This window comes from Amycolatopsis sp. WAC 01376 (genome assembly GCF_003947415.1).
GTDB lineage: Bacteria > Actinomycetota > Actinomycetes > Mycobacteriales > Pseudonocardiaceae > Amycolatopsis.
The window spans coordinates 68786-83277 of the sequence record NZ_QHKL01000015.1; the positions used below are offsets into that span (position 1 = coordinate 68786).

At 66.1% G+C, this 14492-nt stretch carries 14 protein-coding genes and 1 rRNA gene; 4 read left to right on the forward strand and 11 right to left on the reverse strand.

Going from position 1 to position 14492, the window contains the following annotated elements:
• Positions 1–69 precede the first annotated feature (69 nt).
• The 4 genes from DMH03_RS41580 to DMH03_RS41595 all read right to left on the reverse strand — a co-directional run bounded on the left by DMH03_RS41580 (position 70) and on the right by DMH03_RS41595 (position 3445).
• Positions 70–327, reverse strand: a complete 258-nt coding sequence (locus DMH03_RS41580) for a hypothetical protein (protein WP_125797485.1) — start codon at positions 325–327, stop codon at positions 70–72.
• Positions 324–707 carry a WhiB family transcriptional regulator gene (locus DMH03_RS41585; protein WP_007033873.1) on the reverse strand — a complete coding sequence of 128 codons (384 nt, stop codon included), beginning with the start codon at positions 705–707 and terminating at the stop codon, positions 324–326. The genes DMH03_RS41580 and DMH03_RS41585 overlap by 4 nt, the downstream gene beginning before the upstream one ends.
• A 167-nt stretch (positions 708–874) precedes the next feature.
• Positions 875–1141, reverse strand: a complete 267-nt coding sequence (locus DMH03_RS41590; RefSeq protein WP_125797486.1) for a hypothetical protein — start codon at positions 1139–1141, stop codon at positions 875–877.
• 216 nt (positions 1142–1357) lie between these two features.
• A complete protein-coding gene (locus tag DMH03_RS41595; protein ID WP_125797487.1) occupies positions 1358–3445 on the reverse strand; it encodes an ATP-dependent DNA helicase UvrD2 in 2088 nt (695 codons plus the stop codon).
• 63 nt (positions 3446–3508) lie between these two features.
• Between DMH03_RS41595 and DMH03_RS41600 the strand changes: the two genes are divergently transcribed.
• Both DMH03_RS41600 and DMH03_RS41605 read left to right on the forward strand, forming a co-directional pair.
• On the forward strand, positions 3509–4237 hold the full coding sequence (locus DMH03_RS41600) for a DUF4191 domain-containing protein (protein ID WP_125680464.1): 729 nt from the start codon (positions 3509–3511) through the stop codon (positions 4235–4237).
• 102 nt (positions 4238–4339) lie between these two features.
• The gene (locus tag DMH03_RS41605) at positions 4340–5293 is read left to right on the forward strand and encodes a hypothetical protein (RefSeq protein ID WP_125797488.1); all 954 of its coding nucleotides are present in this window, start codon (positions 4340–4342) and stop codon (positions 5291–5293) included.
• 63 nt (positions 5294–5356) lie between these two features.
• Here DMH03_RS41605 and DMH03_RS41610 read toward each other — a convergent pair whose 3' ends face one another.
• Positions 5357–5842, reverse strand: coding sequence for an RDD family protein (locus DMH03_RS41610; RefSeq protein ID WP_233599245.1), 486 nt, complete (start codon positions 5840–5842; stop codon positions 5357–5359).
• A gap of 172 nt (positions 5843–6014) precedes the next feature.
• On the opposite strand from DMH03_RS41610, the gene glnA reads away from it, so the two are divergent.
• Positions 6015–7439 (forward strand): type I glutamate--ammonia ligase, encoded by a 1425-nt coding sequence (glnA, locus tag DMH03_RS41615; RefSeq protein WP_005167524.1) that lies wholly within the window; start codon positions 6015–6017, stop codon positions 7437–7439.
• A 95-nt stretch (positions 7440–7534) separates the two neighbouring features.
• Here glnA and DMH03_RS41620 read toward each other — a convergent pair whose 3' ends face one another.
• The 5 genes from DMH03_RS41620 to DMH03_RS41640 all read right to left on the reverse strand — a co-directional run bounded on the left by DMH03_RS41620 (position 7535) and on the right by DMH03_RS41640 (position 13699).
• A complete protein-coding gene (locus tag DMH03_RS41620) occupies positions 7535–7969 on the reverse strand; it encodes a thioesterase family protein (RefSeq protein WP_043847922.1) in 435 nt (144 codons plus the stop codon).
• A 129-nt stretch (positions 7970–8098) separates the two neighbouring features.
• Positions 8099–11071 carry a bifunctional [glutamine synthetase] adenylyltransferase/[glutamine synthetase]-adenylyl-L-tyrosine phosphorylase gene (locus DMH03_RS41625; RefSeq protein ID WP_125797489.1) on the reverse strand — a complete coding sequence of 991 codons (2973 nt, stop codon included), beginning with the start codon at positions 11069–11071 and terminating at the stop codon, positions 8099–8101.
• A gap of 109 nt (positions 11072–11180) precedes the next feature.
• Complete coding sequence (locus DMH03_RS41630; protein WP_125797490.1) at positions 11181–12311, reverse strand: inorganic phosphate transporter; 1131 nt, start codon at positions 12309–12311, stop codon at positions 11181–11183.
• A gap of 93 nt (positions 12312–12404) precedes the next feature.
• Positions 12405–13160, reverse strand: a complete 756-nt coding sequence (locus DMH03_RS41635; RefSeq protein WP_125797491.1) for a type 1 glutamine amidotransferase — start codon at positions 13158–13160, stop codon at positions 12405–12407.
• A gap of 86 nt (positions 13161–13246) precedes the next feature.
• Positions 13247–13699 (reverse strand): rhodanese-like domain-containing protein, encoded by a 453-nt coding sequence (locus tag DMH03_RS41640; RefSeq protein ID WP_125797492.1) that lies wholly within the window; start codon positions 13697–13699, stop codon positions 13247–13249.
• Between the two features lie 107 nt (positions 13700–13806).
• Here DMH03_RS41640 and DMH03_RS41645 point away from each other — a divergent pair, with 107 nt between their 5' ends.
• Positions 13807–14250, forward strand: a complete 444-nt coding sequence (locus DMH03_RS41645) for an Lrp/AsnC family transcriptional regulator (RefSeq protein WP_125797493.1) — start codon at positions 13807–13809, stop codon at positions 14248–14250.
• Between the two features lie 122 nt (positions 14251–14372).
• Here the strand turns inward: DMH03_RS41645 and rrf are convergent.
• A 5S ribosomal RNA gene (gene rrf / locus DMH03_RS41650) occupies positions 14373–14489 on the reverse strand.
• Positions 14490–14492: the final 3 nt, after the last annotated feature.

A 14492-nucleotide genomic window follows, 5' to 3' on the forward strand; every position in this document is an offset into this window, starting at 1 on the left:
CCCGAAAAGGGAGCGGGGGACCTTTGCTGTCGCACCGCGATAGCAAAGGTCCCCCGCTCCCCCGAGTGGTCAGGCCTGGAAGCGCTCGGCTCGCCGGGTCGCCCAGCGGGCCACCTTGGTCCACCTGCGTGCGGCGCGTGGACCGCTCCGAGCCCGCTGCGCACGGACTCCCTCCTCGAGGTCTCGTATTCGGGCCCTGGACAGTTCTTCATAAAGCAACATCTCGCTGGTCTCCTCGACCTTGATCTCGTTCAACTTGGCCGGCGCGACAGTGCGGTAACCCGTCCGCGCCTCGTAATCCCTGGTGGTGATGAGTTCGACGGTCATGCCGCTGCGCTCCGCTCGACCTTGCGGGCGACGGGACGAGCCTCGGCGGCGGGCTCGACGACCGGGTTCTTCCGGGGGCGGCCACGGGGCCGCTTCCGCGCGACGACAACGCCACGCTCGAAGATTTCGCCGCCCCAGACACCCCACGGCTCCCGCCGCGAAAGGGCGCCCGCGAGGCAGGCGGAACGGACCGGGCAGTCCGCGCAGAACGCCTTCGCGCGCTCGAGTTCTGCCGGCGACTCGGCGAACCAAAGGTCCGCGTCGCCCGAACGGCAGGGAAGCATCGACTCAGGCGAGTCGATGGCGTCGAGCAGGTCGACGACGCCTGCGTCGGCGAAAGGCAGGGCCTCCCCCGGCGCGAAAGCTATGGCCGATGACATAAGTGCACTCCTCTGTGCCGTAACGGATTTCGTACTCACGGTGGAACTGGACAACGCTGAACCCCAATTAGGTTGTGCAGCCAACTTGTTTGTGCAGCAAAAAACACGAAGGCCGCGGATCCGGTAACCGGTTCCGCGGCCTTCGTGAGCCTCTGATCCTGACTAGGTCAGGAACTTCGCTCCCGTTTGGACAACGGAACACGGAACTGCTTGATAACCGGCAGATCGACGCCGCCGTTCACGTACGCTCCACCGAAGGCGGCAGCGTGCGTGAAGGTCTCGTCGGCGGTAACCCAGGTCCGGTTGAGACGCTGAGTGCCGCGGGCGGCAAGGATGCTCACGGGCATGAAGGTGCCCTGGCGCTGTGCCTGCGGGACTTCCGCGACGCAAGACAGACGGGTGCCAGGGTTCGTGAGCATCATGTTGATCGTCATTTCACCGGCACCACCTTTCTCTGTCGCGCGCGAACCGCCCTGCGGTCTACGCTGTGTTGTAGAAGTTCTTCCCCAGACCAGGCGCTTCCCGCCCGGTACCTGCAGGTTATTGCCACCGGCCGCGCCGGGGCAACTTATTTTCCAGAAAATCCGTCGAAGCTACGAAGATCGGCTCTGAGCAGCAGGTTCGCCGCGTGGATCAAGCCTGGGACGCGGTCAAGTCTCCACTGAGGCCCGCACGACGTCGAGAACCTCCGCGCCGAAGCGTTCGAGCTTCGTCGCTCCGATCCCGGAGATGGCGCACAAGGCAGTGTCATCGGTCGGTCGCTGCTCGGCGATGGCGACCAGCGTCGCGTCCGTGAAAACGACGAACGCCGGCACCTTGAGCTCACGGGAACGCTCGCCACGCCAGGACTTCAACTTCTCGAGCAGTTGTTCATCCACGTTGGACGGGCAACGGGAGCAACGACCCAGCTTGATGTCCAGTGTCTCCAGCAGCGGCCCACCGCAGACCCGGCACCGGGCCTTGTTGCCGGACTGCTTCGGCTGTTGCGATCGGGCGACCCTCGCCGCCGGGTGGTCTTCGGGGATGAGGCCGTAGAGGAAGCGGCTGCGCCGCCGATTGCGGCGGTTTCCCGACGTCCTGGCCAAGGCCCACGACAGCGAGAGGTGCTCTCGTGCTCGGGTGACACCGACATAGAAGAGTCGGCGCTCTTCTTCGATGGCCGCGTCATCACCGTCAGCGTGAAGGATCGGCACGGTCCCCTCGGCGAGCCCCACGAGGAACACGGCGTCCCATTCGAGACCTTTCGCCGCGTGAAGCGAGGCCAGGGTGATGCCCTCCACCGTCGGCGGATGCTGCGCGGTCGCCCGCTGTTCGAGCTCCGCCACGAAGCGGGACAGATCCGCGTCATCGACGGTGGAAGCCAGCTCTTCGGCCAACTCGACGATCGACAGAAGCGCGTCCCACCGCTCTTTCGCCGCGCCTCCGGCAGGGGGCTGATCGGTGAGCCCGACCTTCGCCAGGACGGAGCGAACCCGGGTCACCAGCTCACCGGTATAGGCATCGGTCGACGCCATCCGCAACGCGGACATCGCCTGCCGGACCTCAGCCCTGGCGAAGAAGCGCTCGCCACCACGGACCAGGTACGGAATGCCAAGCTCCGCCAGCGCCTGCTCGTAGGCCTCCGACTGGGCGTTCACGCGGTAGAGCACCGCGATCTCGCTGGCCGCCACTCCACTGTCGAGCAGATCACGGATCCTGCGTGCGACAGCGGCCGCCTCGGCGGTCTCGTCGTCGTACTCGGCGAAACGCGGGACCGGCCCCGAAGGACGCTGGCCGACGAGTTTCAGCCTCGACCCAGCGGGACGGCCACGCGCGGCACCGATCACCTGATTGGCGAGAGCCACGACCTCCGGAGTCGACCGGTAGTCCCGCTCCAGCCTCACGACCGTCGCCTCGGGGAACCTTCGTGTGAACTCCAGCAGCGGCCGCGGAGAAGCACCACCGAACGAATAGATGGTCTGGTTGGCGTCACCGACGACAGTCAAGTCGTCACGGCCACCGAGCCACGCGTCGAGCAGCCGCTGCTGCAGCGGGGTGACGTCCTGGTACTCGTCGACGACGAAGCAGCGGTAGCGCTCGCGGAACTCCTGGGCCACCACCGTGTGCTCCTCGAGGACTGCGGTGGTGTGCAGGAGCAGGTCGTCGAAGTCGAGAACCTGGGCGGCGTTCTTGACCTTCTCGTAGTTGCGGTAGACCTCCGCTACCTGCGACGCGGGCGCCGGCGTGTCTCGCTGTGTCCGCGAGGCGACCGCCGGATAGTCGTCCGGCGATACCAAAGAGGCCTTGCTCCACTCGATCTCACTGGCGAGGTCGCGCAGCAGTTCCGTCTCGGTGCCGAGACCGGCCTTGTTGGCGGCTTGGCTGATGTAACGGAACTTGTTCTCGAGCAGCTCCCAAGGCCGATCCCCGACTACCTGTGGCCAGAAGTACCGAAGCTGGCGGCGGGCAGCCGCGTGGAAGGTGAGCGCCTGGGCGGCGTCGACACCCAGGCCCCGAAGGCGAGCGCGCATCTCGCCCGCGGCACGGGTCGTGAAAGTGACTGCGAGCACCTGACCAGCGGCGACGTGGCCGGAACGGACCAGGTGGGCGATGCGATGCGTGATCGTCCGCGTCTTGCCGGTCCCCGCTCCGGCGAGGACACAGACCGGCCCCCTCGGCGCGCAGGCGGCGGCACGTTGCTCGGGATCGAGCCCATCGAGCAGGCCTGGACGACTCTTCGGGGTCGATGCGCTAACCACGCCCCGATCCTCGCAGAGGGCCCGACGGGATCGTCGCAGGGCACGCGGCCGTATCCTGGACGCATGGCGGGAAAGCAGGACAAGGAAGCAGCGAAGCTGGCCAAGAAGGAGAAGCGTGCCGCGAGCAAGGCTCGCCGCGGGCAGATCTTCGAGGCCTTCAAGATGCAGCGCAAGGAAGACAAGGCGCTCATCCCCTGGATGGTCGGGTCACTCCTGGTCATCACGGGTGTCGTGTTCGGCATCGGGTTCATCTTCGACGTCCACTGGGTCGTGCTGCCGCTGGGCATTCTGCTCGGCGCGCTCGCCGCTGTGATCATCTTCGGCAGGCGGGTCCAGAAGACCGTGTACTCGAAGGCCGACGGACAGCCGGGCGCCGCGGCCTGGGCGCTCGAAAACATGCGAGGCCGCTGGAAGGTGACGCCGACCGTCGCGGCCACGACTCAGCTCGACGCCGTGCACCGGGTGCTCGGCGGGCCGGGCGTCGTGCTCGTCGCCGAGGGCGCGCCGCACCGCGTGAAGTCTCTGCTCGCGCAGGAGAAGAAGCGTGTGTCCCGCTTGATCGGTGAGACCCCGATCTACAACGTGATCATCGGGAACGAAGACCAGCAGGTGCCGCTGAAGAAGCTGCAGAGCCACCTCATGAAGCTCCCGCGGAACCTCAAGCCCGCCCAGGTCGACGCGCTGGAAGCGAAGCTGGCCGCCCTCGGCAGCCGCGGCGCCGCGATGCCCAAGGGTCCGATGCCTGCCGGCGCGAAGATGCGCAACGTCCAGCGCACCATCCGCCGCCGCTGACCAAGCGAGAATCAGGGGTCCTTTGCTACCGCATGCGGTAGCAAAGGACCCCTGATTCATCTCCGGACGAAAACTGTCGGTGCGTGGTCGCATGATCACTGAGTGGACAAAACCTCAAGCGCCCGGGAGACGGCGCTGGCAGCGATGTTCCCGGACGGCGTGGCCGCCCGGGCGAAGCTTGTCGCCCTGGGGCACTCCCATTCCTGGATCTCTCGCCGTTGCCGCGAAGGCGGTCCATGGCGACGTCCGATCCCCGGCGTCATCCTCCTGACCAGCGCCACACCGACCAGCCGTCAACTCTTGAAGGTCGCCCTGACCCATGCAGGCCCAGAGGCGATGCTCACCGGAGTACAGGCCGCCAGGTTGTACGGAGTCCGAAGACTCCCGCCCGAAAGACGGGCCCACACCTTGATTCCTCATCGGAGCAAGGTCGCCACCTGGGGGTTCGCCGTCGTCGAGCGAACGATCCACCTGCCGGAACCAGTTGAGATCGACGGACTGCCCGTAGCCCCACTCGCCCGGGCCCTGATCGACGCGGCTCGGCGCATGGACGAACTCAAGGCAGTGCGCGAGATGATCCACGACGCGGTCCATCGTGGGCTCTGCACTCCAGAGGAACTTCGAGACGAACTGGCGCAAGCCAGCACGATCGGCTCGGCACTGCCCCGAATCGTCGTCAACGCCCTCCAGGACGGCGTCAACTCCGCCGTCGAGCAGTGGCTGGAGTCCGTACTCGAACGCAGCGGCTTGCCCGGCCCCGCTCGGAATGCAGAGCTACGAACTTCGGACGGGGAGGTAGTCGGGGTCGCCGACGCCTGGTGGCCGCAGGTCGGCGTCGCCGTGCAAGTTCGCCATGCCGAGGTCGCTCTCGAACCGGGCAAGGTGTCCGAGGCGCCGGCACTTGTCGCACCAGGCCTTATCGTCGTCCAGGTAAGTCCCGCTCGACTACGAGACGAGCCACTGGTAGTGATCCAGGAGCTGCGAGCAGCCCACCGTCGCGCTCGTCAACGACCACCTCCGGATGTCGGCTTCGCCCCTGCAGCACCGGCCGCCTGACCACAGCCGGCTCGGCAGCCGTTCCTCCGGCGAGAGCAAAGGTCCCTTGCTCTCCATCCGCGGTCATCGCATGCGGATCACGACGGTGCCGGTCAGCCGGTCGAGCCAGCTTCGTCCGTCGATGTTGCGGATCGCCGCCGGAATGATCACGAAGGTCAGCGCCGCCCGAACGACGGCACGCCACACACCGACCATTTGCGCGCCGTCGAGCCTGGCGACGCGGATCCCGACCGCTGCCATACCGGGGGTGAAGCCGAAGAAAGCCGCGGGAATGGCCGTGATCGCCGCCCAGACGCCGACCGACCAGAGATTGAACGTCTGCATGACAGCCGGATCCTGAAGGCTGGGTGTCACGAAGAGGGTGGTGACCAGCGAGGCGAGCACCAAATCGATGATCAGCCCCAGAAGACGTGCGCCGCCGCCCGCCACCGAGCCGACACCCGATTGGGGCAAGCCGAGTCGCTCACCACGCCACCGCTGCGTACCCTCGCCACCGGCCGTCGTTCCATCCCCGGCTCCGGGAAGCCATTCTCCGGTCCATCTCGCCACCCATCCAGGGTATGCCGGTGGCGCGGGCCACATTCGCCCTGGTCGACTACCCGATATCGCCGCCCCGTTAACACCGGCGAAACATACGGGTGACGGTCGGGCAACACCGCGCTCTTAGCGTGAGCCGAAGAGAGTACTGCCGCCGGCAACGAACGAGAAGGAGTCACCGAGGGTGCCCACTACTCCAGACGACATTCAGCGCCTTATCGCCGACGAGAATGTAGAGGTCGTCGACGTCAGGTTCTGCGACCTGCCCGGCGTTATGCAGCACTTCACCGTTCCGGCGAAGGCGTTCAACGAGGAAGCTTACGAAGAAGGCCTTGCCTTCGACGGCTCCTCGGTGCGCGGGTTCCAGTCGATCCACGAATCCGACATGCTGCTCCTCCCGGACCCCGAAACGGCGCGTATCGACCCGTTCCGCAAGGCGAAGACGCTCTCGCTGAACTTCTTCGTGCACGACCCGTTCACCCGTGAGGCGTACAGCCGCGACCCGCGCAACATCGCGCGCAAGGCCGAGCAGTACATCTCCGAGTACGGCGTCGCTGACAACGTGTTCTTCGGTCCGGAAGCCGAGTTCTACATCTTCGACTCGATCCGGTTCGACTCCGCCGAGCACGCCTCGTTCCACGAGATCGACTCCGTCGAGGGCTGGTGGAACACCGGTGCCGACGTGCCGGGCGGCAACCAGGGTTACAAGACGAAGTTCAAGGGCGGCTACTTCCCCGTCCCGCCGGTCGACCACTTCGCCGACCTGCGTGACGAGATCGTCCGCAACCTGCAGGGCTCCGGTTTCGAGATCGAGCGCGCGCACCACGAGGTGGGCACCGCCGGTCAGACCGAGATCAACTACAAGTTCAACACGCTGCTGCACGCTGCGGACGACCTGCAGCTGTTCAAGTACATCGTGAAGAACACCGTGTTCGCCGCCGGCAAGACCGCGACCTTCATGCCGAAGCCGCTCGCCGGTGACAACGGCTCGGGCATGCACTGCCACCAGTCGCTGTGGAAGGACGGCACGCCGCTGTTCCACGACGAGTCGGGGTACGCGGGCCTGTCCGACACAGCCCGTCACTACATCGGCGGTCTGCTCAAGCACGCGCCCAGCCTGCTGGCCTTCACCAACCCGACCGTCAACTCGTACCACCGGCTCGTGCCGGGCTTCGAGGCACCGGTCAGCCTGGTGTACTCGCAGCGGAACCGGTCGGCTTGTGTCCGTATCCCCATCACGGGCAACAACCCGAAGGCCAAGCGCGCCGAGTTCCGGTGCCCGGACTCGTCCGGCAACCCGTACCTGGCGTTCTCGGCGATGATGATGGCCGGCCTCGACGGCATCAAGAACAAGATCGAGCCGCCGGAGCCCATCGACAAGGACCTCTACGAGCTCCCGCCGGAGGAGGCCCAGAACGTCAAGCTCGTCCCTGGCGACCTCGGCGCGGTTCTCGACACACTGGAAGCCGACCACGACTACCTGCTCGAGGGTGGCGTGTTCACCCCCGACGTGATCGACACGTGGATCTCCTACAAGCGTGAGAACGAGATCGACCCGCTGCGGCTGCGCCCGCACCCGTACGAGTTCTCGCTGTACTACGACGTGTAAGTCGTGCGGTAGCAACACCAAGAGCACGCCGGTGGTGAGGTGCGGAAACGCCCTCACCACCGGCGTTTCTTATTTGGATCTACGCGGTGCGACGACTACTCCGAAGTGGAAAGAACCTTCAGATCGACGCCCGCTCGCTCGATACGGCCACGCGGGTCATCCACCAGTTTCCGTCGCTCGAGATCCATCAGTCCCAAGGTGCACGTGATCTCCGCGGAGAGGGTGCCGTCGATCTTGTAGATGTTCGAGTCCATGTGGAAGGTCTTGCCCGTGCCGAACTTGGCGTCGCAGGTCACGTCGACGACATCGCCGGCCCGAAGCTCGCGCCGGAACACGATGTGGGATTCGAGCAGCACGAAGGCAAGATTCGCGTCGCGCATGCCCGAGTTGAGGCCACCTGCGAGCTCCATCAGCTCGAGTCTGGAGACCTCGCCGTACGAGTGGTAGACGGCGTGGTTGAGATGGCCGAGAGTGTCCAGCTCATAGTGGCGCACCTTGATCCGGGTGCGAAATGGCTCGCGCACAGTCACCGGTCCACTGTAAGGGCCGCTCTCCGTCCGCGACGCCGAGTGTGAGCAAGGGACCTCTGCTACCGCCTCGGACACCCGTGGCAAGTGACAGCAAAGGTCCCTTGCTCACTTACCGCAGGTCAGAGCCGGTCAGCCCTGGTAGAAGAGGGTCTCCACAACTGCGTGAGCACGTCGCGTCGTCCGCCGGTAGGCATCGAGGAACTCGCCTGGATCGTCGTCGGCCGAGTAGCCGAGCACTCGTGCGACCGCGGCGAGGTCTCGACCGGAGCTGGGGATCTCGTCGACGGCTTTACCCCTGACCAGCATCCCGGCGTTACGGACACGCGTCGCCAGCAGCCATGCCTCGGTCAGGGATTCGATCTCGGCGGGCTCGGCGAGTCCGGCGTCCCCCGCGGCCTTCAGCGCCTCGATCGTCGAGGTGGTCCGAAGCCCTTCGACCTGATGCCCGTGACGCAACTGCATGAGCTGCACGGTCCACTCCACGTCGGCGAGCCCTCCACGCCCGAGCTTCGTGTGCCGTGTCGGGTCGGCGCCCTTGGGCATCCGTTCGGTCTCCACCCGCGCCTTGATCCGCCTGATCTCCCTCACCCGGACCGCGTCGAGGCCCTCCTGCGGGTAGCGAATGGGGTCGATCATCTCGATGAACCGTGCACCGAGGTCGTCGTCACCGGCGATGAACCGGGCGCGGAGCAGCGCTTGGGATTCCCAGACCTCGGCCCACCGCCCGTAGTAGCTGCGGTAGGACTCGAGGGTCCGCACCAACGGACCGCTCCGCCCCTCCGGCCGGAGATCGGCGTCGACGACCAACGCCGGATCGGGACTGGGCGCACCGAGGATCTTGCGCACCGTCTCGGCAACAGAGGAAGCGAACTTCGCTGCTTCGGAGTCCGACACCCCTTCGGCCGGCTCGCATACGAAGAGGACGTCCGCATCGGATCCATAGCCGAGTTCGGCCCCACCGAGACGCCCCATACCGATGACAGCGATCTTCGCGGGCGTCTGGCCGAGTTCCGCCTGACGCTGGCGAAAAGCAGCGGCCAAGGCGCCCTGCAACACGGCGGCCCACACACTCGACAACGCCTCACAGACGGCTGCGACGTCGAGCAGACCCAGCAGATCCGCCGATGCGATTCGCAACATCTCATGTCGGCGAAGTGATCTCGCGGCCGCGACCGCGGCGTTCAAACCCGGCTGGCGCCGCACCGCGGCTCGCAGCGAGGTGGCTACTTCGGCCGGAGTGCGACCGGCCAACCGCGCGGGATCACCGAGCAACTGCAGGACTTCCGGCGCTCTCGCCAGCAGGTCGGGCACCAGCCGCGACGTGCCCAGCAGGAACGCGAGCCGCTCGACGACGGCCCCCTCGTCACGGAGAACCCTGAGGTACCAAGGCGTTTCTTCGAGCGCTTCCGAGACCTTCCGGTAGGACAGAAGTCCACGGTCGGGGTCCGGGGTGTCGGCGATAAGATCCAGCAGGACCGGCAGCAGTGCCTGCTGAATGGCCGCCCGACGGGACATTCCCGCGGTCAGCGCCTTGATGTGCTGTAGCGCCCCGTCCGGCGCGGCGTAACCAAGCGCGGCGAGTCGGCTCTCCGCCTGTTTCGTAGTCAGCCGTAGCGCTTCGGTCGGCACGTTCGCGACCGATTGCAGCAGCGGCCGGTAGAAGAGTTTCTCGTGAAGGCGGCGAATGCTCTGCAGGTGGCGGCGGAATTCCGCCAGCAACGCGTCGCCTTCGCTTCTGCCACGGGCTGGCCGCACACCGCTCGCCCTCGCGATCGTTCGCAGCTCGCTGGAGTCCGAGGCGGCAGGGAACAGGTGCGTACGCCGTAGTCGGCGAAGCTGGAGCCGATGCTCGATGGTCCGGAGGAACTCGTACGAGGAGGCGAGCTCCGCGGCATCCTTGCGGCCGACGTACCCGCCTTCTCCCAAGGCGGCGAGTGCGTCCAACGTGGACGGAGAACGTAGCTCTGCGTCGATCCGGCCATGGACCAGTTGCAGCAATTGCACGGCGAACTCGACGTCGCGAAGGCCTCCACGTCCCAGCTTCAGCTCCCGCTCGGCGTGCGCGGAAGGCACATGGCCTTCGACGCGGCGCCGCATCTTCTGCACCTCGGGAACGAAATTCTCCCGATCGGCCGCCGCCCATACCTTCGGCGCGACCATCTCCGCGTACTGGCGCCCGAGCTCGGCATCGCCTGCGACGGGCCGTGCCTTGAGCAAGGCCTGGAATTCCCAGGTCTTGGCCCACTTCTGATAGTAGGTGGCGTGTCCGTCGAGAGTCCGGACCAAGGCGCCCGCTTTGCCCTCGGGACGCAACGCCGCATCGACCTCGAAACAGGCCTTGCCGACCACGCGCATCATCGTGCTGGCCAGCCGTGTGGAGACCGAAAGATCCCCGTCACCGACGAAGATGACATCCACGTCGCTGACATAGTTCAGCTCTCGACCACCGCATTTACCCATCGCGATCACGGCGAGCCGGCCGTCAACCCCGGCGCCCACCTCGGCCTCGGCGACCAGAAGTCCTACTGTCAGCGCGGCCTCGGCCAGCGTGGTGAGCTGTGCGCCGATCTCGGCATAGGGCGGCTGGCGGAGGCCGGGTTCGACCAGATGACCGAGGTCGGCGGCCGCGATTCCGAGGAGCAGCTCGCGATACCCGATGCGAAGAGCCTGCTCCGACTCAAGCCCTGTGAGCAGTTGCCCTTCCGGCCGTAGATGCTCGATGAGGCTATTCACGTACTGATCCGGCTCGGCGCTCTTCTCGCGTTCAAGGGTCTTCCAGCAGTCGGTGTTCGCGACGAGGAAGTCCGCGAGCGCGCTCGAAGTGCCCAAGACACCGAGCATCCGGCCGCGGAAGGTGCGGTTGGTGCGGAGCGCCTGGTCGAGCTCGTCCCAGGTGGACGGGTCTGCTTCCCGGATCCGGTCCAGCCCACTCAACGCGAGATCGGGATCCGCCGCACGGGAGAGTGCCGACAACACGTCGGCGGCGGAGCCGTCCGGGCCGGATTCGGTCCACCAACCGGCAGCACGCAGCTGCCCGTCGGCACGGGGGTCGGTGAAGCCGTATCTCGCCACGGAAGCGGTCGGCCTGGCGCGCTCAACCATCGGCTTCCACCGTAGTCGCCCTTCCGGCCATGACCAGACGGACGCGCAAGGGAGCAAGGGACCTTTGGTGTCGCCCTTCGCGCGGCGGTACCAAAGGTCCCTTGCTTCGCTAGGCGGCGATCCTGCCGACTTCCGGTTCAGGGAGGGTCGGGGCGGGAGTGGTGAAGCTGCCGGCATTGACGGGACTCCGCCGGGAAAGGAGGTAGATCCCGATACCGATCGCCAGGCCGGCGACGCCGACGGAGATCGTCCCCACCGTGCCCGTCGAGGTCACGAGACCGGCCCCGGCACCGACGATGGCCGCTGCCGGAAGCGTGAACAGCCAGGCGATCACCATGCGGCCGGCCGTGCGCCAGCGGACCGGTGACTCGTTCCTGCCCACGCCGGAGCCGACGATGCCTCCAGAACAGACGTGAGTGGTCGAAAGCGGGAAGCCGAAGTTCGTCGAAGCGAGGATGACCGCCGCCGAACTGGTCTGCGCGGCGAAGCCCTGCGGGCCGGCGATGTCAGTCAGCCCTTTACCCAGCGTGTAGGTGATTCGCCAGCCGCCCAGGTACGTGCCGAGCGCCAGCGCCAGCGCCGCGCTGACGATCACCCAGAGCGGCGGCCCGGCCCCGGCGGGTAGGGTTCCTGCGGTGATCATCGTCAGCGTGATGACACCCATGGTCTTCTGCGCGTCGTTCGTACCGTGGGCGAGCGAGACCAGCGAAGCCGAGATGATCTGCCCGACTCGGAAGCCGGCAGTGCGGCCGCGGCGGACGAAGATCCGGTAGACGAAGTACGTCACGATCATCGCGGCGAGGCCGGCCAAGACCGGCGACAGCGCGGCTGGGACCAACACCTTCTCGACGATCTTTCCGAAGTGGACGGAGTCCGTTCCGGCCGACACCCACGTGGCGCCGATCAGCCCGCCGAACAGCGCGTGGGATGAACTGGACGGCAGTCCGACGAACCAGGTGACCAGGTTCCACACGATCGCCCCGACCAGGCCACCGAACACGATCGCCGGTCCGATCTTGGTGTCGTCGACCAGTCCATTCGAGATGGTCTTGGCCACTTCGACCGACAGGAAGGCTCCGACCAGGTTCAGGACCGCGGAGATCGTCACCGCGACTTTGGGACGCAACGCCCCGGTGGCGATCGACGTCGCCATCGAGTTGGCCGTGTCGTGGAACCCGTTCGTGAAATCGAAAATTAGGGCCGTGACGACGACGAGCACGACCAAGACTGAGGGCTCCACCCCGACCTCCGAACCCTTCGAAATTCCCTTCGCAAGGTACCTGACGACAAGACCGGAGTGTTAATAACCCATACGCATTTGAGACATAAGTCGTTAAGCCATCGGCAATGTACGTTGACGGTCCGCAGCCGGGGCGAGGTCACCGGACACCAGTCGGACGAAGCGGTGGGCGAACGGTCGCCAGGTTTCGGTGATATCGGCGTGCACTCGGGCGAGGTTTTCTGGGGTCAGTACGTCCGGCCGGGTGAGTTCCGCCATTTCCGGCGATTGCCGCGCCCAGTCGAGGACCACATCCGGCGTCGTCTCGACATGGAACTGGACACCGTAGGCACAACGGTCGAACCGGAAGGCCTGGTAGGCATACCGCGGCGAGGAGGCCAGAAGCTCGGCGCCCGCGGGCAACCGGGTGATCGCGTCGTTGTGGAACTGCAGGACGTCTTGCATGAGTGGCAGTTCCGCGAAGAGCGGGTCGATCCAGGCTGCGTCCTTCTTGGACACAAGCCCTGGGCCGACCTCAGGCCCTTGATCGCCTGTCGCGACGCTGCCGCCCAACGCCACCGCCAGGAGCTGACCGCCGAGGCAGATCGCGAGCGTCGGGATACGCGCGCCAGCAGCCTTCGAAAGAAGCTTCCGCACATCCGCGAGCCACGGATGTGCGTCGTCATCGTTGGCGCCCATCCCGCCGCCGAGGCATACGACGCCCCCGTACCCATCAAGATCGGCGGGGAGGGTCTGATCGGGCAGCAAGCGGATGTCGAGCTCGGCTCCCGCCTCGGTGAGCCAGTCGCCGAGTGGGCCGATCGGGTCTGATGCATCCGGCTGGATGACGAGCAACTTGGGAGCGGTCACCTCACCAGCCTACGACCCCGGGAGAGCAGGGGACCTTTGCTACCGCCCGGCCCGGAGCGATAGCAAAGGTCCCCTGCTCCCTCTGGTCAGCAGGCGCAGCGTGGGGTGGGCGCGGAGGTGAGGACTGGCGCCAAGGTGTCCCGGTCAACGGGATAGCCGGCTGCTTCCCAGGCGGTGATGCCGCCGGACAGGCGTTTGACCTTGAAGCCGAGCTCCGCGAGTTTCAGGGCTCCCTTGGTCGCGGCGTTGCAGTGGATGCTCTCGCAGTAGCAGATGTAGACGAGGCCACGGTCCAGCTCGCTGACCGACTCGGGCGTCATGTCCCGGTATGGGAGGTTGATCGCCCCGGGGATGCGAGCCGACGCGAAGGCTTCGGAGGCGCGGGTCTCGACGATCACGTACCCGCCCTGAGCATCAGACGTGAGGTCTTGGACAAGGTCGTCGGGGTCCACCTCGAGTGCGAGTTCGGCTCGCAGGTGCGCGGCAGCGGTCGCACTGTCCAGGGCCGGGAACATCAGTACGCGGGGTTCGGTCGTCATACCTCAATCCTGCTGATCACTGATCAATTCGAACATCGGAGAATCCAGGTCTCACCGCCGGTTAGCCTGGAGATCCCTGGCGGGCGTGACGATCGACCTGGAGTTCCGTGAACCTCGATGATCTCGACTGGCAGTTACTCGAACTGCTCCAGTCCGACGGCCGGCTGACCTTCTCAGAGCTCGGCCGGCGGGTGTCGCTGTCCGCACCCGCGGTGACCGAGCGGGTCCGCCGGCTCGAGGAGAAGGGGATCATCACCGGATACTCGGCCGGCGTCGACCTGACGAAGCTCGGGCTCCCGATCGAGGCGATAGTCCGGGCGAAAGTACGGAGCCTCGACACGGCTCGCTTCCGCGAAACCATCCTCGCGCTGCCACAGGTGCTCGACGCCGATCACGTCACGGGTGACGAGTGCTGGCTCGTGCGGGTCGCCTGCCGGAACACCGCAGAGTTGGAGGAGCTCGTAGAGCGGATGCAGCGCTATGGGGAGACGACGACTTCGCTGGTCTTCTCGTCGCCTGTGCGCCGACGTGCGGTCGGCCGGCGGAGCTGAGCAAGGCCGTGGGGAGAGCAAGGGACCTTTGCTATCACCTGGCGGAGATGGGCATGAAAAAAGGTCTGGGACTTGGGAGAACTCGGGGTTCTCGACCAGGTCCCAGACCTTTTCTAATGTTAGTCCGGCGGTGTCCTACTCTCCCACAACCCTTCGGTTGCAGTACCATCGGCGCTGTCAGGCTTAGCTTCCGGGTTCGGAATGGGACCGGGCGTTTCCCTGACGCTATGACCACCGAAACA